The 25,007-nt window shown below is 43.4% G+C and carries 22 protein-coding genes; 14 read left to right on the top strand and 8 right to left on the bottom strand.

Annotated elements, in window-relative coordinates; all coding sequences use genetic code 11:
• Nucleotides 1-34 precede the first annotated feature (34 nt).
• From KEJ24_06560 to ilvE, 3 genes are all read left to right on the top strand, one after another.
• Nucleotides 35-247 (top strand): hypothetical protein, encoded by a 213-nt coding sequence (locus KEJ24_06560; GenBank protein ID MBS7647479.1) that lies wholly within the window; start codon nt 35-37, stop codon nt 245-247.
• 19 nt (nt 248-266) lie between these two features.
• On the top strand, nt 267-2,135 hold the full coding sequence (locus tag KEJ24_06565) for a threonine--tRNA ligase (protein ID MBS7647480.1): 1,869 nt from the start codon (nt 267-269) through the stop codon (nt 2,133-2,135).
• A gap of 67 nt (nt 2,136-2,202) precedes the next feature.
• Entirely contained in the window at nt 2,203-3,093 is an 891-nt protein-coding gene (gene ilvE, locus KEJ24_06570) for a branched-chain-amino-acid transaminase (GenBank protein MBS7647481.1), read from the top strand.
• A 158-nt stretch (nt 3,094-3,251) separates the two neighbouring features.
• On the opposite strand, the gene KEJ24_06575 is transcribed toward ilvE, so the two are convergent.
• Nucleotides 3,252-4,952, bottom strand: a complete 1,701-nt coding sequence (locus KEJ24_06575; protein MBS7647482.1) for a hypothetical protein — start codon at nt 4,950-4,952, stop codon at nt 3,252-3,254.
• Between the two features lie 211 nt (nt 4,953-5,163).
• Here KEJ24_06575 and KEJ24_06580 point away from each other — a divergent pair, with 211 nt between their 5' ends.
• Nucleotides 5,164-6,996: an aldehyde ferredoxin oxidoreductase family protein gene (locus KEJ24_06580; GenBank protein ID MBS7647483.1), complete on the top strand. Its 1,833-nt coding sequence runs from the start codon at nt 5,164-5,166 to the stop codon at nt 6,994-6,996.
• Between the two features lie 4 nt (nt 6,997-7,000).
• Here KEJ24_06580 and proS read toward each other — a convergent pair whose 3' ends face one another.
• Nucleotides 7,001-8,443 carry a proline--tRNA ligase gene (gene proS / locus KEJ24_06585; GenBank protein MBS7647484.1) on the bottom strand — a complete coding sequence of 481 codons (1,443 nt, stop codon included), beginning with the start codon at nt 8,441-8,443 and terminating at the stop codon, nt 7,001-7,003.
• Nucleotides 8,444-8,716: 273 nt separating this feature from the next.
• Between proS and KEJ24_06590 the strand changes: the two genes are divergently transcribed.
• The 3 genes from KEJ24_06590 to KEJ24_06600 all read left to right on the top strand — a co-directional run bounded on the left by KEJ24_06590 (nt 8,717) and on the right by KEJ24_06600 (nt 11,493).
• On the top strand, nt 8,717-9,922 hold the full coding sequence (locus KEJ24_06590) for a 2,3-bisphosphoglycerate-independent phosphoglycerate mutase (GenBank protein MBS7647485.1): 1,206 nt from the start codon (nt 8,717-8,719) through the stop codon (nt 9,920-9,922).
• Between the two features lie 164 nt (nt 9,923-10,086).
• Nucleotides 10,087-10,686, top strand: coding sequence for a DUF1028 domain-containing protein (locus KEJ24_06595; GenBank protein ID MBS7647486.1), 600 nt, complete (start codon nt 10,087-10,089; stop codon nt 10,684-10,686).
• A gap of 183 nt (nt 10,687-10,869) precedes the next feature.
• Nucleotides 10,870-11,493: a 5-formyltetrahydrofolate cyclo-ligase gene (locus tag KEJ24_06600; protein ID MBS7647487.1), complete on the top strand. Its 624-nt coding sequence runs from the start codon at nt 10,870-10,872 to the stop codon at nt 11,491-11,493.
• Nucleotides 11,494-11,541: 48 nt separating this feature from the next.
• On the opposite strand, the gene KEJ24_06605 is transcribed toward KEJ24_06600, so the two are convergent.
• Nucleotides 11,542-13,407, bottom strand: coding sequence for an aldehyde ferredoxin oxidoreductase (locus tag KEJ24_06605; GenBank protein MBS7647488.1), 1,866 nt, complete (start codon nt 13,405-13,407; stop codon nt 11,542-11,544).
• Nucleotides 13,407-13,913 carry a 4Fe-4S dicluster domain-containing protein gene (locus KEJ24_06610; GenBank protein ID MBS7647489.1) on the bottom strand — a complete coding sequence of 169 codons (507 nt, stop codon included), beginning with the start codon at nt 13,911-13,913 and terminating at the stop codon, nt 13,407-13,409. Before KEJ24_06610 ends, KEJ24_06605 begins: the two co-directional genes overlap by 1 nt.
• Before the next feature lie 156 nt (nt 13,914-14,069).
• On the opposite strand from KEJ24_06610, the gene KEJ24_06615 reads away from it, so the two are divergent.
• The 6 genes from KEJ24_06615 (at nt 14,070) to KEJ24_06640 (ending at nt 20,333) form a co-directional block, all read left to right on the top strand.
• Nucleotides 14,070-14,765 carry a VTT domain-containing protein gene (locus KEJ24_06615; GenBank protein MBS7647490.1) on the top strand — a complete coding sequence of 232 codons (696 nt, stop codon included), beginning with the start codon at nt 14,070-14,072 and terminating at the stop codon, nt 14,763-14,765.
• A gap of 27 nt (nt 14,766-14,792) precedes the next feature.
• Nucleotides 14,793-16,085 carry a DNA helicase UvrD gene (locus KEJ24_06620; GenBank protein MBS7647491.1) on the top strand — a complete coding sequence of 431 codons (1,293 nt, stop codon included), beginning with the start codon at nt 14,793-14,795 and terminating at the stop codon, nt 16,083-16,085.
• Nucleotides 16,086-16,176: 91 nt separating this feature from the next.
• Complete coding sequence (locus KEJ24_06625; protein ID MBS7647492.1) at nt 16,177-16,512, top strand: hypothetical protein; 336 nt, start codon at nt 16,177-16,179, stop codon at nt 16,510-16,512.
• A 109-nt stretch (nt 16,513-16,621) separates the two neighbouring features.
• On the top strand, nt 16,622-18,007 hold the full coding sequence (locus KEJ24_06630; protein MBS7647493.1) for a TldD/PmbA family protein: 1,386 nt from the start codon (nt 16,622-16,624) through the stop codon (nt 18,005-18,007).
• Nucleotides 17,994-19,358 carry a TldD/PmbA family protein gene (locus KEJ24_06635; GenBank protein MBS7647494.1) on the top strand — a complete coding sequence of 455 codons (1,365 nt, stop codon included), beginning with the start codon at nt 17,994-17,996 and terminating at the stop codon, nt 19,356-19,358. Before KEJ24_06630 ends, KEJ24_06635 begins: the two co-directional genes overlap by 14 nt.
• Nucleotides 19,359-19,391: 33 nt before the next feature.
• Entirely contained in the window at nt 19,392-20,333 is a 942-nt protein-coding gene (locus KEJ24_06640; protein ID MBS7647495.1) for a 4Fe-4S binding protein, read from the top strand.
• A 2-nt stretch (nt 20,334-20,335) separates the two neighbouring features.
• Here the strand turns inward: KEJ24_06640 and KEJ24_06645 are convergent, their stop codons facing one another.
• From KEJ24_06645 to KEJ24_06660, 4 genes are read right to left on the bottom strand one after another with little or no spacing between them, the layout of a single operon-like run.
• Nucleotides 20,336-21,538 carry a glycosyltransferase family 4 protein gene (locus KEJ24_06645; protein ID MBS7647496.1) on the bottom strand — a complete coding sequence of 401 codons (1,203 nt, stop codon included), beginning with the start codon at nt 21,536-21,538 and terminating at the stop codon, nt 20,336-20,338.
• A complete protein-coding gene (locus tag KEJ24_06650; protein ID MBS7647497.1) occupies nt 21,535-22,158 on the bottom strand; it encodes a glycosyltransferase in 624 nt (207 codons plus the stop codon). Before KEJ24_06650 ends, KEJ24_06645 begins: the two co-directional genes overlap by 4 nt.
• A gap of 12 nt (nt 22,159-22,170) precedes the next feature.
• Complete coding sequence (locus KEJ24_06655) at nt 22,171-22,422, bottom strand: hypothetical protein (GenBank protein ID MBS7647498.1); 252 nt, start codon at nt 22,420-22,422, stop codon at nt 22,171-22,173.
• A 56-nt stretch (nt 22,423-22,478) separates the two neighbouring features.
• Nucleotides 22,479-24,026, bottom strand: coding sequence for a glycoside hydrolase family 57 protein (locus tag KEJ24_06660; protein ID MBS7647499.1), 1,548 nt, complete (start codon nt 24,024-24,026; stop codon nt 22,479-22,481).
• 151 nt (nt 24,027-24,177) lie between these two features.
• Between KEJ24_06660 and KEJ24_06665 the strand changes: the two genes are divergently transcribed.
• Nucleotides 24,178-24,897, top strand: coding sequence for a DUF91 domain-containing protein (locus tag KEJ24_06665; GenBank protein MBS7647500.1), 720 nt, complete (start codon nt 24,178-24,180; stop codon nt 24,895-24,897).
• The last annotated feature ends 110 nt before the right edge of the window (nt 24,898-25,007 follow it).

The following is a 25,007-nucleotide window of genomic DNA, read 5'->3' on the forward strand; positions in this document are numbered from 1 at the left end:
CTTTAAACGCGGAATCTAAGAAGAAGGGACAACTTTGGGGAAGGTTGGAAAAGGCGTAAAATGCAGCGTTTCAGGATGCGGCAAAGAGGCTGCCCGCTCCCTCTCCGCGGAAAAAGTTAGGATGACTGGATTAAGCGTAAGCAGCGGTGAAAAACGTGCCTATTTGTGCGAAAACCATTATAAGGAGTTTAAGAAGCGAACCAAAAAGGAACGTAAAATTGAACAGTGGCGATTTAAGGGAGTATAAAAACTAGAGGGTAAATAAAATGCGGATACTGCAACTTCACTCTAATTATATCGAATACAAGCCAATCCAAAAAGAAATAGCCATGGCTGAAGAAACGAACAAAGAGACGCGTCGCATAGAGGAAGCTGTTGTTCTATTTACGGCTGTGGAAGAGGGGGACGATGAGATCGTAGCCCGCAAGGCTGTAGACGAGGTTAAAGCCTTTCTTGAAAAGTTAAAAGTAAACCGCATTTTGATATATCCATATGCTCATTTGAGCAGCAATCTCGCGAAGCCGTCTGAAGCATTAAAAATTCTAAAGGTCATTGAAGAATACGCAAGGGCTGAAGGCATAGAAACATACCGCGCGCCCTTCGGTTGGAACAAACAGTTCACAATTTCCATAAAAGGACACCCTTTGGCAGAGCAGTCCCGTATAATACTGCCAACAAAAGCGGAAAGAGAGGAAGCTGAAAAAGTTTCGGAAGCTCTGAAAGCCGAAGAGAAGCTCGTTTCCTACTGGTATATCTTGCAGCCTGATGGAAAGATGATCCCAGTAGAGGAATTCAACTTTAAAGGACATGAAAACTTGGAGAAATTTGCAAAGTACGAAATATCCAAAGTTAGAGCAAGTCAACAAATGCCGCCTCACGTGCCGTTAATGAAGCGTCTTGAAATAGCTGATTATGAGGCTGGAAGTGATCCTGGGAACATTCGATGGTATCCAAAGGGCAGGCTGATAAAGTCGCTTATTGAACAGTATGTAACCGCAAAGGCTGTTGAATATGGTGCAATGGAAGTTGAAACCCCAGTTATGTACGATTTTAGTCACCCAAGCTTGGCGGATTACCTAAACCGTTTCCCAGCGAGGCAATACGTCTTGAAATCTGAGGATAAGGAGCTTTTCCTACGATTCGCTGCTTGTTTTGGACAATTTTTAATGGTTCATGATGTGCAATTCTCGTATAGGCACATGCCTCTAAAAGTTTACGAGTTAACCCGATACAGCTTCAGACGGGAGAAAAGCGGCGAAGTGGTTGGTTTAAGAAGACTTAGGGCTTTCACTATGCCAGACTGTCACGCCTTCTGCACAGACTTAGAACAAGCTAAAAAGGAGTTTATAACAAGGTTTAAGCTGTGCATACAAGTCTTGGAGGGCATAGGATTAACTAGAGAGGACTATGAGGCGGCGTTCCGCTTCACAAAAGACTTTTACGAAGAAAATAAGGAATTCATTAACAGTTTGGCGGAAATCTTTGGTAAACCAGTCTTGGTTGAAATGTGGAAAGAACCCTTCTTCTATTTTAGACTGAAATGGGACTTCAATTTCGTCGACAATCAGGACAAGGCAGCAGCCCTATCAACAGACCAAATAGATGTTGAAAACGCCAAAAGATATGACATAACTTACGTGGACGAGAAAGGTGAAAGACGCCATCCACTTATATTACACTGTTCACCGAGCGGTGCAGTGGAGCGGTGCATATACGCGCTTTTAGAAAAAGCCTACAAACAACAACAGAAAGGCGAATTGCCGATGCTTCCGGTTTGGCTTTCGCCAACACAGGTGCGGTTAATCCCCATGTCAGACAAGTTCCTCGAACACTGCGAGAAAATAGCGGAGAAACTTGAAGCCAACCAAATCCGCGTGGACATAGATGACAGACCATTAACACTGCAAAAACGGATAAGAGAAGCTGAAATGGAATGGACCCCCTACATACTAGTAATCGGACAGAAAGAGATAGAATCAGAAACTCTTCCAGTCAGAGACAGAAAAGCCAGAGGAATCCGCAAAATGACTCTGGAAAACCTAATAAAAGAAATTAAAAGCCAAGTGCACGACAAACCATTTAGGCCGCTGCCACTGCCCAAACATGTCTCGAAAAGGCCCCAGTTCTACGGTTAAGAACGAAACTGCCAAAACACATATCAATTCTAAGAAGCATTTCTTCTCAGAAAAGGAGAAATAAGTCTTGGAGAAAGAATTACTTGTCTATATAGATGGCGGATACTACCCGAAGTCACAAGCAAAAATATCCGTTTATGACCACGGATTCTTATATGGTGATGGAGTCTTTGAGGGAATTCGCGCTTATAACGGTGTTGTATTCAAACTGAAAGAACACATTGACAGGCTTTACCGATCAGCCCACGCCATAATGCTCCAAATCCCAGTGACAAAGGAAGAAATGATAAAGATCGTATTAGAAACTTTGCGCAAAAATCAGTTGAAAGATGCGTACATACGCCTAATAGTGACAAGAGGCGTTGGAGACTTAGGGTTGGATCCCAGGAAATGCAAAAAACCCACGGTAATCGTGATCACTGACACAATTGCACTTCATAAAAGCGAAGCAAAAGAAAAGGGCATATCAGCGGTACTTACATGGGTTAGAAGAGACCCGGTAGACGCAACAACCCACGAGGTAAAGTCACTAAACTACTTGAACAGCATACTAGCTAAAATAGAAGCAAACATAAACGGTGCAGATGAAGCCATATGTCTAGACAAAAACGGCTACATATGCGAGGGCACTGGGGAAAATATTTTCATAGTTAAAGATGGGCGAATCTACACGCCGCCAAGCTCCACCGGAGCGCTTCGAGGAGTAACCGCTGAAACCGTGAGAGAGTTGGCAAAAAGCCTAGGATATGAAGTAATAGAGAAGAACATTACACCCTACGAGGCTTTTACGGCAGACGAAGTTTTCTTGACTGGAACCGCGGCGGAAATAGTTCCTGTCCGAGAAATAAACAGTAGACAAATAGGTGCCGGAAAACCGGGTCCTATAACACGAAGGCTTATAGAAGAATTTTCAAAGCTTGTTCAAGACCCAAAACATGGCATTCCAATCTATCAGTAAATTTTTGACGTTACTGAAAGTCTAAAATTCAGATTCACAAAAATTCTCTTTCTTATAAGAAAGGGTATAAAATCGATCGGAATGGAAATTACGCTTAATCGACCCAACGAAATTATGGGCTGGTGGACTTTTGTCAAAGTAGAGACTTGCGGAAACCTTTAGGTAATCGTAAAGGTTATTGAAACTTCCATGAACTCATCGGTAATCGCAGTCACAGTTATGCTTTTTCCCAAGTATTTTTGCCAATCAAACGGACAAAGCAGAACGGTTTCGCCGCCAACGCTTACGGTTACATGTTTTTGTGGAAGAACATACTCGAGTGGAGCTGCCAAATCTTGGACTACTATAACTATTTTTGACAATGTAAGATTCCACATGGAATACCCTGAGTTCTTAACGGTTAGATTTAGATACTTAGTTCCACCTATCGTAATGCAGTTCACAACGGTTACATTTAGCTCCGCCACCGGAAGGATAAATGAAAAATTAAATGTATACTCTTGAAGAGTTTGATTAGCGGTCGCGTATACTACCAGCGTCAAGTTTCTGCCATAACTATTGAGGAAAAGAGTCCAATTGAAGGCGCATTTAAATGTCTTCTTTTCTCCGGGGCTGATAACTCCATCGGCTACTGGAAATGTATCTTCAGTTTTTTCCACCGCAATTTTGGTTATGTTAACAGCTTCAAGAGAGGAGGCGTGGTTAAGCAATGTTATGTTAAAGTGTTCTTTATCTTTTAAGCTGAAAGTGTTCGCAGCGTCTAAAACCTTAACTATTATTGGTGGTGGGGTCACCGTTACATTCCCTGAAGTTTCAAAATCTTGCGTAAAGTAGGCTACAACGGTTACATTTTTTCCACGGTATTCCCGCCAGTTCCAAGAAAACGTGAACTCTTTAGTGGTGTTTGGCGACAGCTCAACGGAGCCACAGTCAAACATGAGCTCAGTACCATTTTCCAGTATGCATCCAATTTTCTTTACATTCACGGCACTTGAGGATTCCGCATAATTATAAACTGTCACGTTAAACTGATTCGTCTGGTTCTCGTTAAAGCAGACGTCTTTAATTACCGCCCGAACAATTCCCATTTCAACTTCCTTGTGGAATATGTACCCCTGCTTTGTGTGGACGTCAAGTTTTATTTGGCGGTAACCGTGCCAGCTTCCATTAAACTGGAAGCAACGGGAACTGTTTCTTGAAATCATAACGGGATTTGATCTAAAGTCTGGATGTACATTATCAAACGTTATTGACCCCGGAACAATGTCAGTAATTGTTAAGTTGACTTCTGATTGAGGACTATTGGTCAAGGTGATATTGAATTTTTTGAATGAAATTCTCGAATTAAATTCAGCAGCAATTTCTAGTCGGACGTTTGGAAGGAGCGCCTCCATGTTGGCGGCTGCTGAATCTGCGGCAAAAACATGTACAAGGATTTTTTCGCCTGGAAATAGGCTGACGAACTCCCCAAATGTTATTGAAGTATTATTGTTTTCCTTAATTTTTATGCAGGTTATGTTTATAGATTCTCCTTTTTGTATTTTTAGGCCATTTTTAATTGAGGGATATGTTTCCACCACATCGTATAGTTGGACGCCGTCCTTCAGGCTTATCGCAATTTTGGATATGGTTGCGTCGGTGGGCGAGTAGGATGGGTTTAGAACGCTTATGTTGAATGATTCAACGTTTTCCGGGTTGATGTAGATGTTAGTTATTGCCAGGGTGGTCTTCTCGGGAATTCTGATGTAGTGAGCTATTGTAAAAGCATACGAGATTATTCCACCTATTACTGCTGACACGATTATTAGAAGTATGAGCGCTATTTTGGATAATCCTTTGATGTTGGCGCTTAAACTCATAACGTCACCCGCATAATGAGAAGTCTATTTTCATAAGTTTCTAGGAATAGATAAATATTCCCCCTTTTCAACATGTTCTACGGTGAATCTCACAGCGGTAAATTTGTTTTAAAGCATCAAGTGCTCCAAGATTTAAAAGCATTTAAATACTGAAGTTTTATCTAGGCTATAGCATACAATGCGAAGTTTGTCGTCTAAGATGGTGTAGTTAATGTTTGGCTGGAACGGCAAATTATTAAGAGTGAACCTAACCAAACAGAAAGCTATAGCGCAGGAATACGACGCTGAAATAGCCGAAAAGTTTCTCGGTGGCAGGGGTTTCGCCATTAAAATCCTCTGGGACGAGCTTAAACCCGGCATCGACCCGTTATCGCCGGAGAATAAACTTGTTTTGGCAACGGGTCCATTAACTGGGTTTGCTCTTCCAAGTAGCGGCAAACTTGTCGTTGCATCCAAAAGCCCCATAACCGGCGGCTATGGTGACGGAAACATCGGAAGTTACGCGGCTGTACAGCTGCGAAGAGCAGGCTATGACGCGGTGGTTATCGAGGGAAAAGCTGAAACGCCGACTGTTCTCCTTATAGACAACGGCTTAGCAGAGTTTCTTGATGCAAAAGAGCTTTGGGGTTTAAACACTTTTGAAGTTGATGAAAGACTTCGAAGCGTTTATGGGCCAACTGCAGGCATTCTTGAAATCGGACCAGCTGGAGAAAACCTTGTAAAATTCGCCAATGTAATCTGCCAAAAAGGAAGAGGGGGCGGAAGGATAGGAATAGGTGCTGTCATGGGATCTAAAAACTTGAAAGCTGTCGTGATAAGGGGATCCGGTGAGTTGCCTGCCGCTAATCCGAAGGAGTTAAAGGAGTTAGGCGCTGAAGCCTACAGGGAAGTTTTGACCAAACCAAACTATGCTTTCTGGAAACGGCAAGGCACCATGATGACGATTGAGTGGAGCCAGGAAAACGGTGTATTACCCACCTACAATTTCAGGGAGGGAACATTTGAAGACGCGGATGCCATAGGCGGGTTTTCAATGGAGAAAATCAAGTCTTCCCAACGAGGATGCCCCAACTGTAACATGACATGTGGAAACGCTGTGCAAGATGCGGACAAAAAAGAGTCAGAATTAGATTATGAAAATGTCGCTATGCTCGGCTCAAACATAGGCATTGGCAATTTGAAAAAAGTTGCAGCCCTAAGCAGACTTGCGGATGAACTGGGCTTGGACACCATTTCACTGGGAAATGTTATAGGCTTCGCTATGGAAGCCTCAGAAAAAGGACTTTTAAAAGAAAAAATCTCATGGGGAGATTATAAAGCGGCTAAAGCCCTTACAGAGGACATTGCATACAAGCGTGGATTGGGTGCCGTTCTGGCGGAGGGTGTCCGTTTCGCAGCTGAAAAAGTCGGCGGTGACTCGCATAAATGGGCTATGCACGTGAAAGGCTTAGAGATTTCAGCCTATGATTGCCACGCTGCCCCGGCGATGGCTCTGGCCTACGCAACAAGCCCTATAGGCGCTCATCACAAAGACGCTTGGATAATTTCATGGGAGGTTAAAGCTGGAAGAGAAACATACAATGAGGAGAAGGTTGACAAACTTATAGAGCTCCAGCGGCTCAGGGGAGGCTTTTTTGAATGTGCTACTGTTTGTAGGCTTCCATGGGTTGAGCTTGGCTTTGAGCTTGAATGGTATCCAAAATTCTTGCATGCGGCAACTGGAGTAGAGATGAATTGGAATGAACTTAATACTATTGCAGATAGAGTGTACACTTTGATACGGGCATTTTGGATCCGGGAGTTTGGCGAAAAATGGAGTGTGGAAATAGATTATCCTCCTGCAAGGTGGTTTGACGAACCGTTAAACAAAGGCGCACTGAAAGGCGCAAAGCTTGACAGAGTAAAGTACGAGGTTATGCTTAACACATATTACCAGAAAAGGGGATGGGACGATAGAGGCATTCCAAAAAAGGCAACTCTTGAAAAACTAGGATTGAAAGACGTTGCCAAACAATTGAAGAAACATGTGAAACTGTCGGACTAGCATACTAGTATGACCTTGCAAAATAAACCAGCTCTTTCGCTTTACCGCCACAGTAAACACAGTTGGAGACAGGTTCTTCTTTTTCGAGGGGAACCAGCCTAATGGTTGCTCCAGTTTCTTCCTTTATTTTTTGCTCGCATTCTTGACTGCCACACCATGATGCTTTAATGAAACCTCCTTTTGTCTGCAGTACCTCTTTAAATTCATTGTAACTCTTAACTGTGGTGATGTGGTCTTCGAGGAATTTTTTAGCCTTGTTGAATAAGTTACGTTGTATGTCATCCAAAAGCTTTCTCACGGCGTCGACGGCTTCTTCGTCTTTAACAGTCAACTTCTCAAAAGTGTCTCTTCTTGCCAAAGTTATCTGACCATGCGCCACGTCTCTGGGGCCTATTTCAATTCTTATAGGCACGCCTCTGAGCTCCCAGTCATTGAACTTCCAGCCAGGCGTATACTCCTTTCTATCGTCAAGAACTGTGGATATTCCGGCTTTGTTAAGTTTCTCGCGGATCTCCAGTGCCTTAGCGAAGATAGCACTTGAATCGGCGGTTTTGTATGGTATTGGCACGATTACAGCTTGTATTGGGGCTATTTTAGGCGGTATGATGAGGCCTTTGTCGTCGCCGTGTACCATGACCATGGCGCCGATGATGCGAGTGGATATGCCCCAAGATGTTTGCCAGACATAATGCTCCTTCTCATCTTCGCCTATGAATTTTATGTCGAAAACTTTTGAGAAGTTCTGTCCAAGGTTGTGGGAAGTACCCATTTGCAAGGCTTTGCCATCCGGCATTACAGCCTCCAAGGTAGTGGTGTAAAGGGCCCCGGCGAACTTTTCGCTTTCGGATTTTCGCCCAACAAGCACCGGAATAGCCAAATAGTTTTCCATTATGTCCCGGTACTCGCTTAGAATCAACATTACTTCTTGATCGGCTTCCTCTTTTGTGGCATGGACTGTGTGACCTTCCTGCCATAAGAATTCCCTTGTCCGCAGAAACAGTTTTGTGGCTTTGGTTTCCCATCTTACGACGCTGCACCACTGGTTCACTTTGATGGGCAAATCTCGCCAACTTCTGATCCACTTGGCAAAAGTTGCATAAATGATTGTTTCAGAAGTCGGTCTTATGGCTAAGCGTTCTTCCAGCGGTGTGTCCCCGCCTATTGTGACCCACGCAACTTCCGGGACAAAGCCAGCGAAGTGTTCAGCTTCCTTTTTCAGGAAGCTTTCAGGTATTAAGAGGGGGAAATAGACGTTTTTATGTCCTGTTCGCTTGATTTTTTCGTTAAAGATTTGCTGGATTTTTTCCCATATGGCATATGAAAGTTCTCTGAAAACCATGCAGCCCTTTACTTGGGCGTAATCAGCGAGACCTGATTTTAAAATTACTTGCGTGTACCATTCTGAAAAGTCTTCGGATTTTTTAACCGTCACGCCTAAATCTGACATTGGTGTCACTCTCCAGTTTTTGATCACATGCACAATATAATCCTAATGCAGGATTGTGATCTCTAATGGGCAGGCCTCTAGAGAATATAACAATCTGGAATGCAATCGCCCATTGTTAACCACTTGTAGATAGAAACATAAACAATGATTATTTAAACTTTCTTCGTGAAAGCAAGGGTAAGCGTTTTAACCCTCTTCGCTAGTTAAAAGGTGGCTGTTAAATGTTAAAGGGTTGAGTTGGGGTTGAAGGCCCTTCTTATAATTGGGGATGGAATGGCTGACAGGCCAATAAAAGAACTGAACGGGAAGACTCCACTTGAAGCTGCCCACAAGCCTTCAATGGATCGCATGGCAAACATGGGTGTCTGCGGTATAATGGATCCTATTGCGCCGGGAATACCGCCGGGCAGCGACACGGCAACACTTGCAATATTAGGTTATAATGCTTGGAAGGTTTATTCCGGAAGAGGGGCTTTCGAGGCTTTAGGATGGGGACTCGAGGTTAAAGAGGGTGACGTCTGTTTTAGATGCAACTTCGCAACAGTCAACGAAAACCTTATAGTCTTAGATAGAAGGGCTGGCAGAATATCTGACGCAGACGCGTCCAAACTGGCAGAAAGCCTAAGTAAAGTTAGACTTTCAAAGAATGTGAAGTTTTCTTTCGCAAACACTGTTCAGCATCGGGCGGTGCTTGTTTTACGCGGTTCAAAACTGTCGCCATCTGTCAGCGATTCAGATCCAGAAAACACTGGAGAAAAAGTTCGCGAAGTTAAGCCATTAGATAACAGCTCAGAAGCCAAGTTTACAGCTGAAGTTCTCAATGAGTTAGCACAAAAATTCCATGAAGTCTTGAGAACACATCCGGTAAATAGGGAAAGAACTGCCCGGGGGCAGCCTCCGGCAAACTACGTTTTATTCAGAGGAGCCGGTACATCACCAAAAATTAAATCTTTAGGGGAAGTTTACGGTGTTAGAGCAACTTGTGTAGCTGCCACTTCATTGATCCGCGGTGTTTGCAGAGCCGCTGGCATGCAGTTGCTTGACGTTAAAGGTGCAACTGGGACACCGCAAACTGACTACATAGCAAAGGCAAAAGCCGCAGTTCAAGCTCTAGAAAACAGCGATTTTGTTTTGCTGCATGTAAAGGCTCCAGACGTCGCCAGCCACGACGGAAATTTCAAACAGAAAGTTGAAATTATAGAGAGAATCGATGAGATGCTGGCTTACGTACTTGACAACGTGAATTTAGGCGAAATTCATGTGGCTTTGACGGCTGACCACACAACCTCATGCGCAACAAGAAAACATGAAGGCGACCCTGTACCACTAACAATAATGGGGCCGTACGTGCGCAATGACAACGTAGACAAGTTTAGTGAAAGAGCATGCGCACTGGGAGGACTGGGAAGAATAAGGGGCAAAGACTTGACGCCAATTCTCATGAACTTTCTCGATAGGGTAAAAAAGTTTGGAGCTTAACAGAGTTACTGAACGGCTATTAAGCACTTTGCAATTGGACCCACGTTTACAAAATTACCTTTCCGCTAACTCCGCGATTACCTTTATTATTATTTTGCATATCCAATGGAACAGCTGCAGCGTGAGTTATAAAGAATTTAATTGCATAAACAAGGTTGATGGTTATGGGAACTTTTTCGATTCTGGCAGTCTCTAAAGATTATAAACTTATGGGTGTTGCAGTGGCTTCAGGCTCAACAGGCGTAGGCTTCAGAGTACCTCACGCAATGCCAAACGTTGGAGTAATTGCAACACAAGCCTACACTAATATGGCATATGGAATTGACGGTTTAAAGTTGTTGGCCAGTGGCCTATCACCAGAGCAAGCTTTAAAGAAACTTCTAGCACAGGACCCTCAAAGGGAAATAAGGCAGGTTGCCATAATGGATTTTACAGGCAAAAAAGCCACGTTCACCGGTGCTGAGGCCCCAGAAGAACGGGGAGAAATCGTTGGCGAATATTACGTTGTCATTGGCAACCTTCTAAAGAGCGTCAATGTTCTTGAAAATATGGCAGAACGTTTTGTCAAGACGCATGGAAATTTTGCGCTAAGACTTCTGGAAGCTTTGAAAGCTGGAAGTGAAAGCGGTGGAGACAAGCGAGGCGAAAAATCTGCGGCTATAAAGGTCATAGACAAAGCCAAAGTACTGCTTGATTTAAGAGTTGATGAAAGTTCAAACCCTATTCAAGAGCTCATGAACCAATTTAGAAAGTGCACACCATAGACTTGAAAACATAAGCAATTCTCATAACAGAACACTGAAGCCTAGATGAGCTTGTTGGACAATCTTGTTCAAGTTATCTTTAATTAACGTAAATATTGCGTGACCCTTTGGTTCTTTTTTCGCTTCTTACAAAGTCATTGGGGCACTGTTTTTAATTTAAACTTCTGTTTATATTGATCTTGAATGTTGAAAATTGCTAGAGAAAAACAGCGACTTCGAGAAAAAATTTGGCGGGAGATGGAAAGGTCTGGAGTGGTAACTTTTCCGCTTCCATGCTGGGGTAGAATACCAAATTTTGTCGGAGCTGAAAAAGCAGCTGAGAATCTTCGCCAGATTGAAGAATGGAGAAGGGCGAAGGTCATCTTTGCTAACCCGGATTCACCTCAGCGGAAGGTTCGGGAAAACGCCCTAAAAGATGGAAAAATCCTTATAATGGCGTCTCCAAGGCTTCAGAAGGGCTTTATTCTAATAGATCCAGCGAAAGTGCGAGGAAAGGAGCATTTAGCCTCAACAATAAAAGGTGCATTTAAATATGGAGTTACAGCGCAAGAATCCCCAAAACCAGACTTAATCGTTGAAGGATCAGTAGCTGTTGATATTGAGGGGCATAGGCTTGGGAAGGGACACGGTTACGGTGACATAGAAATAGAAATATTAAGAAAAAAGTTTGGGGAAATCCCAGTTGCCACAACAGTCCACGACATACAAGTGGTGGAAAAAGTTCCTTTTGAAGCGAAAGACAAGAAAGTTTCCATAATAGTTACGCCGACAAGAATTATTCGTGTAGCCGCGCAACAGAAAAACTAGAGGAGGAACTAGCGTTTTGCTTTGCCGAAAGCCAAACTATGCTGGTTTTCAGCGAAGCTTTTCAAGGGCTTTGTCAACATCATGTAATCCAAGCTTTTTTAGAATATCAGATTTTGGAATACCCCGCTCATCCCAACCTACAAGCGCATAGTATTTGCGTTTCTCCTCGTCTACACGAGCTTTCTCAAGGGTCTTACCCTTAAACGGTCCGGATGGCAAGGGTTCATAGAACCGTGGTGGGTTATCATCGTGGATTTCTGGATTCCATTTTAAGTCTGGGCCGCCCAGCAATAACATGGCTCTTTGCAGCTGTATTATTTTCATGGCCTTTGTGCTAACCCACTCGTCTTTCGTCAATTCTATGCCGGTAACCGCCTTGTAAAAGTCAAAGACTAGGTTGCTGGGTAAGCCGAAGGTGTTAAAGAAACAAATTACTCCGGAATCATCGAAAATTCTTATGTGCTCACTATTAGGTTCATCTAGCGGCATATAGGCAACTGAAGTGTGATCTCCACACTGCACTGAGCAAACGTAAGAGCATATATGCGGATAGTCCTTTCCGCTCCGAATGCCGTGGGCACCAACTCCAATACCCTTAACTTGCACGGCATATGGCATAACATCCACACCCTTTAGCCCACCTATTTTCAAAGCAGCTCGATAGGTTCCCTCGGCTAAAATATTGCCTACGCCTTCTCTATAGGCAATTTTCTTAGCTAAAACAGCGAAGGCTTCGGCATCCCCCCATTTAGGCTCGATGCTGTCTAAATCTTCTTTCGTTAATATCCCTCTCTGGAAGAGTTCTGCTACAAAACCCAACACGTTGCCTGTTTGAATACCGCAAAGCCCCAGATCATCAATGACTGAAGCCATGTAAACGTTTGCTTCAGGAGTGAAAATGCCTAAGTTTGTGCCCAAATAGGCTTGCAGCTCATAGTCCGGGTTGTCGGTTATGGCGCCTTTGAACTGTCCAAACCGTACAACAGCCAGTTTAAGGCATGTAGTTGGACAGCCGAAGTCACCCCAATACTGTTTTATCCATACACGGTTTTCAAACTTGTCAACGCCGAAACTTTTCTCGTTATGCCACTCCTCCTGCCAGTTCCGCACAGGCTCAGAACTCGTCATAGCCCCAAACTCATAACCGCCTGAACCTGTCCCCCAACGCCTCCAAGACTCATTTTCATAAGCGTTATTGCAAACCTCCTGCATAAGCCGCTGGACAGCCTCTATGTCGGCGACTTCAGGCAAAGGCCCTGTTCCCTTGACAGCTATAGCCTTAAGTTTTTTAGCGCCCATTACGGCGCCGTATCCACCATAACCAGCAGCATGCGACCACTTAGCTGCCACCACAGCTGTTCGCACTTTGTTTTCTCCAGCTGGGCCAATATAGAGGATGGCTGGCTCTTTCCATTCGCCTTTCAGCGGGTAACGCTGTTTCAAAATGGTTCTGCACTCCCTAGTTAATGTGGCAACTGTCCGTTTGGCGTCCATGCCCCAGACATGAGAAGCATCCCTAATTTCGATGTCGCCGTCTTTTATGAAGAGATATATGGGTTTTTCAGACTCTCCAGAAACGATGATGCCGTCGTAGCCAGCGCATTTCAGTTCAATGCCGAATTCGCCGCCAACCGTTGAGCCGACCACCCCGTTGCTCTGCGGAGACTTACCTGAAACACAGATCCTTCCACCTGGAAAAAATCCAGTAAGCGGTCCTGTCAAAAATAAGAGTGTGTTTTCTGGTCCAAGCGGATCTACGGTTTCCCATCGGTTGCCAAGCCTATCCCAGAGAATTTTTGCAGCTAACCCTCGACCGCCCACATAGTCTCTTAGAACTTCCTCGTTGAAACGCATTTCTTTGACGTTTTTGGTTGAAAGGTCAATTTCGAGAAACTTTCCAGCATAACCACAAATCATAATAGATGTTCTCCCTCCTCCCCAAGGATTTTGGCAGCTAGGTCCCGAGCTATTTCTTCTGGAATTCGAGCGTAAAGCTTGTAAGGATGTGTCCTCCGAGGCACTGCTCGGAGAACGCCCCACAATCCTTCTTGGCAAACTTTAACGCATTGGGGATTTCCGCCGCACAAATCGCAAATTAAAATCCTATTTTCCGTCGGATGCATATGAGGAATTCTTCCGGGACATGCCTCGATGCATTTTCCACAGCCAACGCAGGTATTTGCGTCCACAAGCACGGCGCCAGTTTCTTTACTCACGGATAGGGCTTTGGTTGGGCAAGCCTCAATGCATGGATAATCTTCGCATTGGGCGCAAAAATGGGGAAATTCGACGCCCGGCGCAAGCATGAAAATTCTTATTCGGGAAGCTTCAGGCCATATGCGCTTTTCATGAAAAAGTGAACAGGCTATTTCGCATCTTCTACAGCCGCTGCACTTTGAAAGTTCTCTGGCAATCCACATAGTTTCACGTTTTTCAGCCTCAGCCAACAATAAAACCTCCGGAAGCCTAGGATTTTGATGATGAAAAACTTTAATTTAAAATTTGACCTGCCACGGTCTCTGGTTTACGGTAAGCTCTTTAAGACTGATAAACCTAAAGATAAGGGAGGCGGGACTTTGGCAGCGGAAGACCTTCTAAGACAAATCACTGATTGGTTGCAAAACTTTTCCATGCAACATGGATACTTTGGCGTTTTCCTAATAAGCCTGTTTGGCTCCATGTCAATTTTTTTCCCAGTTCCATACACGGTGGTGATTTTTACACTAGGCTCCATCGAGACATTTAATCCGATATTAACAGCATTTGTATCTGGTTTAGGCTCAGCTGTGGGAGAGTTTTCAGGTTACTTGCTTGGACTTGGTGGAAGGAAAATAATAAGTGAAAAAGGCAAGCGTAACGTTGAGTTCTTCCTGAAAATTTTCGGGAGATATAGTGTCCTAGCAATATTCATTTTCGCATTGACGCCACTGCCGGATGATTTGCTGTTCATTCCGCTTGGGGTGATGCACTACAGTTTTTTGCGGGCGTTTATCCCAGCCTTTCTAGGTAAGCTTTGCATGAGCCTAATAATAGTCTACAGCGCCCGCTTCACGGTTGGGGTAATCCGCGAAATCTTCGGAATAGAGAGCGACTGGGTTTCAGCCATCATCGGCACAGTCACCGCCTTAATCCTACTTGTAATAGTCTTCATCCTAATGTTTAAAGTGGACTGGGAGAAAACCCTTGAAAAACGCAGAAAACCTAAAGGGAGGGGGCTAGCGAAAATAAAAGTTTACGCAAAACCATTTTCCACAAACGTAATAGGAAGATAAACACAAATTTGCGAGTTGGCGGAGAACTTGAGGGTCATAGCCGACCTACATATTCATGGACGCTACAGTCGGGCGACAAGCCAAAGCATGCGCGTGGAGGAGATCGCCCGTTTCGCCAAAATTAAAGGCTTAAACCTTGTTGGCACAGGAGACTTCACTCACCCCAAATGGTTAAAGGAACTGCAGGAGACTCTTATACAAGATGGGAACTCTGGACTCTATAAGATTGCCGGCAACCCAGACTTTCCAGTTTACTTCATGATAACAACAGAAGTCAGCACAATATTCACGTTTGAAGGCGAAGTTAAAAAAATTCACCATGTAATTCTAACGCCAAGCATAGAAACAGCCACCCAGATCAACGAACGCCTAGCAAAGTACGGAGATCTAGCAGCCGACGGACGCCCAACTCTAGACATAAGTGCCCCAGAGCTTGTTGAGGAGGTTATGAAAGTCTCCAGCGATAACATGGTTTTCCCAGCCCATGCTTGGACACCATGGTTCAGCATTTTCGGCGCCTTCAGCGGCTTCAACAGCGTTGAAGACTGCTACCAGGACATGACAAAACACATCTACGCCCTCGAAACAGGCCTCTCCTCAGATCCGCCCATGAATTGGCGGCTGAGTAAACTGGACAGGTTCACATTGGTTTCAAACAGCGACAGCCACAGCTACTGGCCATGGCGCATGGGAAGAGAGGCCAACGTCTTCGAGGTGGAAAAACCTAGCTACCAAGAGATAATAGACGCCATTAGGAAAAAGGACAAAACACGGTTCAAATTCACCATCGAAACAGATCCAGCCTATGGAAAATACCATTGGACAGGCCACAGAAACTGCCGTGTCTCGCTGCCGCCAAAAGAAGCCATAAAACTCGGCAACATATGCCCAGTATGCCGCAAAAAACTGACAAAAGGTGTTGAACAACGAGTTGAAGAGTTAGCAGACCGCCCAGAAGGCTTCATTCCAGATAACGCTATAGGTTATATGCATTTGCTTCCCCTCTCCGAAATTATTGCAACAGCTATTGGTGTTGACTCACCCTCAACGCAGCAGGTTTGGAGCATTTACAACAAGCTGATTGAAAAATTCGGCGACGAATACAGGGTGCTGATCGATGCGCCGAAACAAGCCCTAAAAGAAGCAGCAGATCAAAAGATCGCCGAGGCAATAATAAGGGTTAGAGAAGGAAAAATAAAGGTGATACCAGGCTATGATGGCGTTTATGGACATCCCATAATTTTCGATGAGGAAAAAACCTCAAATATAAAACGCTTAAGAGAAAAAGTTCAACAGTTAAACCTTACAGACTTCATGTAAAGCCTATTTTTACATTCTTTATCTGTATTTATGTTGCACATTCGCACAACAAAGCTTATTAAGTCGCAATATGTACGATAGCTTGATAGCAATGTTACCCATAAGCCAACAAACATTCAAAGAAAACGAGAAAATCGTTAAAATAATTGACCGAGTATTAAAGCAGATTTTTGGAAGCGAAGCAACCAAGTTAATTTACAGATACTTGGAAAATCATTATGGTGTAAAACGCAGTGAAATTGCCGATAAAATCGACATATTTGCTAAGGGACTTGAGGAATTTTTGAGGACAGGCGCGTATGTAATTGAACGAAAGATTCTGGAAGACATTTATTCAAATTATGGTCTACTCCGCAGATTAGAGCTAGAAAGAAGCCAAAACGATGATTTTGCAAATCAAATAAAAATGTTAATGAGACGAGCTTAAACATAAAAGGCATAGATAGTGCTTCTCCTAGATTTTATTGAGTAGACTTATTAGCACCCTTCTGCAAATAAACTTCTCAACAGAATTTAGCGTTTAGGAAGAAAGCACATTGAAAGATTTATTGACTAAGATTATAGAATTGGCTGTCCAAAAGTTCAGTGCGGAATACGCGGAGGCCAGGGCGCAAAAGATTTTCAAAACAATGTTGACAGTCAAGGAAGAGAATGTTGAATCTGCAAAGGAGGGGATCGAAAGCGGCATTGCTTTAAGGGTTCTTGTCGACGGAGCATGGGGTTTTGCTTCTGTAGGCTCCTTTGACAGGGACATATTGGCAGATGCTGTTCATAAGGCATGTAAAATGGCAAAAGCAGCCAGTTTGCAAATCAAGAGTCCAGTAAAACTCGCTGAAAACAAGGCCATCGAAGATAGCATCTCAATTAAGCCTAAAAAGAAACCCTCAGAGATATCTGTTGAAAATAAAATTGGAACCGTTTTGGCCATTGCAAAAAACGTTCTAAAAAGTGACAGCCGCATTAAAAGCTGCACAGTAGATTATTTAGATCTCGTCGGAGTCAACTATTTCATGAATAACGAAGGCACATATATAGAGCAAGACAAGCTTTATGTTTGGTCAAGAGTTCTAGTCACTGCAAAAGAAAAAGAGGTCTTCACATTTAGCCGTGAAGAGGTCGGCTCAACAGCAGGCTACGAGATATTTGACATCGAAGCACCAGAAATCATAGGCGAAAGAGCTGCAAAAAGAGCCATAGATCAACTAAGAGCAAAGACCCCGAAAGGTGGAACCTTTCCGGCTGTTTTAGGGCCAAACGTGGTTGGAGTTTTCGTCCATGAAGCATTCGGACATTTAGCTGAAGCAGATTTAACACTTTCAGGCTCGGTTCTCATGGATAAGCTTGGCAAAAAAGTAGCTTCAGAAGTTGTCACAGTCTACGATGACGGAACAATTGAAGGAGCTTTTGGCTCCTTCAAGTATGATGATGAAGGTATTCCAGCACAAAAAACGCTTCTGATCAAAGATGGAGTAGTTGTAGGCTTAATGCACAATAGGGAAACAGCCAAGAAGTTTAATACACAACCCACCGGTAACGCTAGAGCGGAAGACTTTCGCGTGGAGCCGATAATACGTATGCGCAACACTTTCATGGCTCCCCGGGACTACTCTTTGGGAGAATTAATCGAAGACATAAAGTTTGGATATTACTTCAAAAGCTTCAGAGGGGGACAAGCCAACTTAGATGGCACATTTCAAGTAGGCATCCAAGAAGGATACGAAATAGTAAAAGGCGAGATAGGTGAGCCTATACGCAACGCCTCGATAAGCGGGAACACTCTTGAAACATTGCATAAAGTAGACGCTGTTGGAAAAGATTTTGAACTTTGGCCTGGAAGATGCGGCAAAGGACAGACTGCTTTTGTCTGTGATGGTGGACCGCACATAAGAGTTCGCGAGGTGCTGGTCGGTGGCAGTGCTTAAAGAGGAAGAAATAATAAGTCTGGCAGAGTTTGCCGTAAAACTCGCGCTAAAAGAAGGCGCAGATGAAGCAGAAGCCTTTGCCTATGAAGGTTTAACGACAACCGTAGCCATAGAAAGGGGACAAATCGCTAAGAGCTCAAGAATCATTGACAATGGATTAGGCATAAGAACAGTGGTAAACAAGACTATAGGCTTTTCCTACACAAACATTCTAATGGACAAGGCAGCCATTGAAGAAGCCGTGGTAAAGGCGCTAAAAGCTGCAAGGGCAAGTAAGCCGGACAAGAATTGGCAAGGCTTTCCAACCAAAAAGTCCTTCACCAAAATCGAGGATATTTTTGATGAGACACTCTGTGAGTTGTCTCCGGAAGACTTAGTAAAAAACGCCTTACTTATGTTGGAGGCTTGCGAAAAAACCGACAAAAGGGTTTTTCCAATTGAAGGTGGTGTTGGCGCCTCGTATTTATTAAAGGCCATTGCGAATTCTAATGGCATTGCTAGTTCCGACCAAGGAACAATAGTTGAATGCAGCCTAGCCACAATAGCCCAAGAAAGTGGCGAAGTGACACCTGTATGCTTTGAATTTAACGTTGAAAGGCTTTATAAAATAAACCCAGAGTGGGTTGGTGCTGAGGCTGCACGGCAAGCTGCTTCAGCTTTAAAAGCTAAACGGGCGGAAACAAAAAACATGAAAGTTATATTCGCACATTTTGCGTTACAGCAGCTTCTTCACTATACCTTGATGGATGCTGTTAAGGCAGATTATGTGCAAAGGGGACAATCAGCCCTTCAAGGCAAAATAGGCGAGAAAGTAGCCTCTGAAACGTTGACAATTTATGACGATGGGCTTATGAAGGGAGGGCTTCGAACATGGAAATTCGACGGAGAGGGTGTTCCCCAGCAAAAAACTGTGGTAATAGAAAATGGCATATTACGGGGATATCTCTATGATAATTACACGGCAAAGAAAGAAGGAAGAGAAAGCACGGGAAACGCATTTAGAGCGGGATATCTATCAACGCCACGCATCGAACCTACAAACTTCCACTTTGCACCCGGGAAAAAGTCGCCAGAAGACCTTATAGGCGAAATTAACGAGGGGCTCCTAGTTTATTCTGTGCAAGGTGCTCATAGCAGCAACCCTGCGAGCGGTGAATTCTCGGTTGTGGCAACACCAGCATGGAAAATCGAGAAAGGCAAAATCGTCTATGCCATCAAGGGCGCCATGCTTGCCGGAAATATCTTCAACGTCATTAAGAACATTTCAGCGTTAGCAAACAATGAAAGAAAAATCGGCCAGTTGGTTGCGCCGTGGGTGCTTGTGGAAAACGTTAAAGTTATTGGCAAGTAAAAAACTTCCAACTATACAAAGAAGTGGCTTCAGATGGCGAAAATCAATCTAAAGCAGCATTTATTGAAAGTTAACACGCTGCGTATCGTAGTGCAATTCCTATCCTTCATATTCTTCAGCGCTACAGTCTTCAATTTAAGCCCACTTCCAGTTCTGTTGCCAATAATGTGGACTTGGGGGCTGCAATATAACATTGTAGGCGACGCTTTCACAGCGATACAGTTTATGCCCACAGGTTGGCAACAGCCCATTCAAACTTTTCCATGGCTTGCAATAGCCTCCTTCCTAATAGCTGGTGTTTTAATTGGAAAGTCACTTTGCGGCTGGATCTGCCCCTTCGGCTTCGTCCAAGACTTAATAGGCTTCATCAAAACAAAAAAGGTTGAAGTTTCGCCAAAAACCAATGACAACATGAAGCTTATAAAGTATTTTATTCTAGGCATTATACTTTTTATTACCATAACATTCTCGTTAGCCAAACTCTTGAAAACCCATGAGAATTATGAAAAAGCAATGGGGGTTTTTGCTTATGCTCCCTTTACAGCTGTGAGTCCTGCTGAAACATTATTTGCAATGTTGCCGAAAATGGTTAGAAACTTTGCGAGCGCCTTAACGGAAAAACCAGTTTACGATGTTTTGGCTGGAATATTGGATTTGCCTCCTCTATTCTGGGTTCAACTGTTCATTTTAATAGGTGTGTTAATTTTAGCCGCACACATTCCAAGAGGCTGGTGTAGGTACTTATGCCCCCATGGAGCGATAATGGCAGTTTTAAATAGGTTCAGTTTCATCGGCTTAAAGCGGGACCCAGTGAAATGTGTTAAAGGTGAATGTCGAGAATGTGTTAAGGCTTGCCCCATGCAAGTGCGTATTTTGGAACACTCATGGGAAAAATTTGGTGACCCGGAATGCATATATTGCCTAAAATGTGTTGATGCGTGTACAAACAATGCAATTGGACTTAAGTATCCATAAAATCATGCCCAAAAAGTTCGTGAGTACTCGTTTAAGACACGCTCGTAGACATCCTTTGTTTGTCTGCTTATTTTCCGCCAGTTAAATTTTTCCACGACCATGCGATATGCGTTTTCCCGAAGCTTGTTAGCATAATCCTCATCAAGCAGAACTCGCACAACACCCCATGCTAAAGAGTCGGGATTGTTTGCATAAACTTTCACACCGGTCACGTCATGCTCAACTATTTCGGATAACCCACCCGTGTCTGAAACTACAACTGGACTTTTTGCGGCCATGGCTTCAAGGGCCACTATACCGAAGGGCTCGAAAAGCGAAGGCACGACAGAAACGTCTGCACATTTTTGCAGACTTCGCAAAGTTTCATCGTCCACGAAATCTGTAAACAAGACTTTGTGGGCTAAACCCATGCGTTTAACGTGTTCCCAAAGAGGTTCTTTCATGTAGCCGCTTCCAACAATTACAAATTTCGCGTTAACTTTCTCCAAAATCTTTGGAACAGCGTTTATCAAGACTTGAATACCCTTTTCATAGACAAGTCTTCCAACGAAAAGCACTATCTTCTCTTCGGGCAACGCAAACCGTCGCCTGAATTGGCTTAAGTTCCCCATGTCTTTTTCATATTCTATTGCATCAACACCGTTTGGAATCATAACAAGCTTATCTTCTGGAAGGCCGAAAGCCCATTTAACATGAGACACCATGTAGTTGCTGCAGCATATAACTCTCCAAGCCTCATATGTAAGCCAAGCCTCAGTTTCATGAATCATCCTTTCATAATCGGAGTGAAGGCCGTTCCGCCGGCCTATCTCTGTGGAATGAATAGTTGCCAGAAGGGGCCTTCTGAAAACATGTTTTAAGCCTATCCCAGCGTTTGCCACAAGCCAGTCGTGAGCATGGAAAATGTCCACCCCGCCTAGATTTTTGACAATAGCTGCTGCCTCTTTTTGCATGTTCATGTTCATTAAGTAAACCCAGCTTGCAAAATCCGGCGAAGGATTCTTGTAAGAGTCTATTCGAAAAACTTCGACGCCATCCACAACCTCATGCTCCGGTGCACCTGGAAAATCACAAGTAACAACATAAACTTTCATGCCTTCCTTTGCGATATTTCTTGATAGATAGTAAACGTGAGGCGAAATTCCACCAATAATTCTTGGCGGAAACTCCCAAGTAAGCATCATAACCTTTAACTGGTTAGTCATAGGCCACTCCTCGACGCCCTTAAGTTTCGGTAAATTTTTAAAATAGCTTTAGGCCAATGTTCAGTTTCAGGGTTTACGATCTTCACTTTGGCTTCCGAAACTTTGTATATTCGGATGACTTCGCTTGCCATCCATTCAGACTTTACAACAACAGCTTCTGCCTCGTAAGTGCCAAGCCATTCTATGCTTTTTATGGCCATGTTAAATGGAGAATTAGCCCCACGGGAACGATGATCCTCCAAGCTTTCAACAGAATAGATGAAAGGAACATTAAGCGCCTTTTTTAAAGTAACAGCTGCGGGTATAAAATGCCAATCCTGCACGTCTATGAGGTCTATCTGTTTTCCACACTTATAATATATGTTGGCGGCTGCTCGCTCAACTTCTTGATTTAGGGTTAAGACCCATGTAAGAACACTAATATGTGTTTTGACGGGATTTGTAACTCTGTGAACTTTCACTCCTTCTTCTTCAAACTCACCGGTCAAATAGTCATGATATGTTACAAGAAACGTTTCTATCTCGCTTTTAGCAAGCTGCCGCGCCAATTCTCTAACATAACTCGCAAGTTTTCCAACAATTCTTGGAGGGTACTCCCACGAGAATATTATAACACGCATCTGTGCCGCCAACTACGTGAAGAGCGCGCAGACTTTGATTATTCCTCTCCCAGTTAAGTAATACCATTTTTTCCCCTGGTTATCTGCAAAGCTTTCAACATAGCCCTCGCAGCGGTATCCGTCTAAGATTCTTTCAATGTCCCCCACATCTAACCGCAGAAAATGAGCAAGTTCCTCGCTTTTTCTGGCTAAATCTGGAGCGGTAGCACATAAGTTATGCAGCGTCTGCAAAATTTTTTCAGCGAGAGGGAGATCCTCAATCATTGTTTCACCTCAATGGAACGCGAACAACATGTTTCATACTAAGGGTTGACCTTCGCTTAAAAGTATTCTGTTGCCTCTTCAAGTAAGCCAAGCACTTTTACAAGTCTTGCTCGGAAAACTTTACTCAAGACTTTACGTAATTCCTGTCCTTCCAGGTCTGCAAGTCTTATTTTCTTTAACTCTTCAGCTAATACTTCATCACGCAGCGAATATCTTGCCCAACTCTCAAAGTCCCCACGGCTACAGTGAAACTTTAATGATTCAACATCAACTTTCCTCAAGGCCTTCAGCATGCCTTTGAGACTCCAAGCCATAACCCCCGTATAGTTTTCCTCTCCGACACTCTTATAAAATAGGAATGGTTCGTTGGCAACTACCGCAACTAAACGGACGCGACTTTCGAAATCAAGAATGGCTGCTTGAGCTGTTATATAGGCGTCTACCGGAGTGTTAAAGGGACTAAAGTAAGAGTGAACCTCGCCTGGCGCCCCACCCCCGGTAAACATGTAGTAGAGATGATCGCTTGTTTGGAAGTACCGCCATATCCTTAACAGATACTTGTCCTCCGTTTCTTTAACAACTGGTTCAAGTCGCCTGACAGAAGTGTAATAGGCCCACTGCATAGTGTTTCCAAGCCAGCAGCTTGTGTCCCGTTCTAAATCAGCCCAAGAAACTGTTCTGCTGGCTTCAGGAATATCGATTTCATCGACAGGCTCATACTTTTCAATAACTTCGGATGGTGTCGCCATTTGGAGATGCTCCCATTTCAGAATCTCTTTTGGTAAATGTTTCAGAAATTCGTGAATGCCTGTTTCTGGCCAGTGATGTTCGCCGAAGGTTTCATAGTCTGGGAAAATGTTTATGCAATGTCCCTGAGTTGCCGCTAGCCAGCTTGCGTATTTGTCTGCTGTGAGAGGCCATTCGCTCCACCATCTGGCTGAAAATCTGAAGCCAATATCGTCAGTCAGTCTATAGTTTCTAAGGAGTGTTTTGATTTTTTTGCAGCCTTTAGGCTTGTATAAGTGGTTGGGTGACTTTCCATGAAGTATTCGCTCTGTGCCTTCTGTGAAGATTCCAGTAAAGCCTAGCTCCTCTGCTATTTTGGCTATTGTGTTATTGTAGATTAGCTCCGTGTTCTCAAAGACTTTGGGGGTGTAGCCCAACAAGTCTCTTGTTGCTTGCTGGTGCATTTTCACTTGTTCAATAAATTCATCCTTTTCTGGATATACGCTTGCCAAAGAATGATAATATGTTTGGTTTAGGAATTCTATGTTACCGGTTTCTGCAAGCTGTTTGAAGGATTCAAGAAGATCTTTGTTGAACATCTCGCATTGTTCTAGGAAAATGCCGGAAATGCTAAAAGAAAATTTAACTTGTTTTTTCTCCCTTTTATATTCGTCGATGAGGTTTAAGATTATCTGGTTTGATGGAAAATAGCATTTTTTGCAGGCTCTTTCGAAGATTTCTCTGTTGAGGGCATGATCGAAATAGTAGTCAAAAAGTTCTTTTTTACTCATTCGTTTAAAGGTTTCACCGCTCCAAAAGAAATTTTTTCTTAGGCGATATGGCTGATGTACTTCAAACACGAAAACTATGTCTGTCAAACTTAACCTCTCTGGAAGCCATCTGAGCTTTATGTTTTGTTGACGGTTTTATTTGTGGTTTGCTATTTTTAGATAGGATTCGGATTCCGAATTCATAATTTATTTATCCTTACGACAGCTTCATTTTCTTTAAAACAAAGGTGGACACACTGTGTCAATTGAAAAACTCACCATAGGAAGTCATCATGAGTTGGAACAAATGATTGCAAACGAAATAAATCTCATTGAAAAAGATTTAACGGTAATTTGTAGCGACGTCCCAGTCGGGGAAAAAACCACATTGGATATTTTATGCCACGACAGCAACGGACAGCTCGTCATTGTACAGTTGAGTGTTCAAGAAGATGACGTCATGCTGCTCCGGGGGTTGCAAAGCTTCGACTTTGTTGATAAGTTTAAGGCTTTCCTAAAAGCTACATACAACAAGCATAAGATTGATGACAAAGAAAAACCGCGGCTAATACTGATTGCGCCAAGCTTTTCAGATGCTGTAAAAAGAGCTGTAGAAAGCATGAAAGGGATACGCATAGACCTCTACGAATGGGAATACCTCAAGCTTGGAGACCATAAAGGTCTCCGCCTCCAACCCATTTTTGCATGGAAACACGTCGAAAAAACAAAGGAGAAAGAGGAAAAATTACAGGAAAAAAGGCAGGAACCAAAAGCACCAAAGAAAAAGGAGGAACCAAAAGAGGAAGCACGGCCCCAACCAGCTCCAGAAGAGAAAGAAACCTTAAAGCTTGAACAACAAGAGTTAAAACCGGAATCTCCAAAAGAAGAAAAAACTATTCCGACGTCTACTCCACCAACTCCAAAAATGCCCCCAGAAAAACAAAGGGAGGAACCCAAAAGAAAGTTAAAGCTCTTCTAATCCACAGAACTTTCAGTATTTATACTACACTAAAAGCCACATAGAAACTTACAGTACAGAATGTTATTAGTCTGCCGAAGAAGTTACACAAAAAGTAAATGGGAAGATGC

This window comes from Candidatus Bathyarchaeota archaeon (genome assembly GCA_018396705.1).
Classification (GTDB): Archaea; Thermoproteota; Bathyarchaeia; order Bathyarchaeales; family Bathycorpusculaceae; genus DRVP01.

Excerpts from the sequence above, each read along its gene's own strand:
- KEJ24_06600 (MBS7647487.1), top strand. The coding sequence starts at position 10,870 with ATGTTGAAAATTGCTAGAGAAAAACAGCGACTTCGAGAAAAAATTTGG.
- KEJ24_06580 (MBS7647483.1), top strand. The coding sequence starts at position 5,164 with ATGTTTGGCTGGAACGGCAAATTATTAAGAGTGAACCTAACCAAACAG.
- KEJ24_06650 (MBS7647497.1), bottom strand. The coding sequence starts at position 22,158 with ATGCGTGTTATAATATTCTCGTGGGAGTACCCTCCAAGAATTGTTGGA.
- KEJ24_06595 (MBS7647486.1), top strand. The coding sequence starts at position 10,087 with ATGGGAACTTTTTCGATTCTGGCAGTCTCTAAAGATTATAAACTTATG.
- KEJ24_06645 (MBS7647496.1), bottom strand. The coding sequence starts at position 21,538 with ATGACTAACCAGTTAAAGGTTATGATGCTTACTTGGGAGTTTCCGCCA.
- KEJ24_06655 (MBS7647498.1), bottom strand. The coding sequence starts at position 22,422 with ATGATTGAGGATCTCCCTCTCGCTGAAAAAATTTTGCAGACGCTGCAT.
- KEJ24_06575 (MBS7647482.1), bottom strand. The coding sequence starts at position 4,952 with ATGAGTTTAAGCGCCAACATCAAAGGATTATCCAAAATAGCGCTCATA.
- proS (MBS7647484.1), bottom strand. The coding sequence starts at position 8,443 with ATGTCAGATTTAGGCGTGACGGTTAAAAAATCCGAAGACTTTTCAGAA.
- KEJ24_06565 (MBS7647480.1), top strand. The coding sequence starts at position 267 with ATGCGGATACTGCAACTTCACTCTAATTATATCGAATACAAGCCAATC.
- KEJ24_06590 (MBS7647485.1), top strand. The coding sequence starts at position 8,717 with ATGGCTGACAGGCCAATAAAAGAACTGAACGGGAAGACTCCACTTGAA.
- KEJ24_06610 (MBS7647489.1), bottom strand. The coding sequence starts at position 13,913 with ATGTGGATTGCCAGAGAACTTTCAAAGTGCAGCGGCTGTAGAAGATGC.
- KEJ24_06640 (MBS7647495.1), top strand. The coding sequence starts at position 19,392 with ATGGCGAAAATCAATCTAAAGCAGCATTTATTGAAAGTTAACACGCTG.
- KEJ24_06625 (MBS7647492.1), top strand. The coding sequence starts at position 16,177 with ATGTTACCCATAAGCCAACAAACATTCAAAGAAAACGAGAAAATCGTT.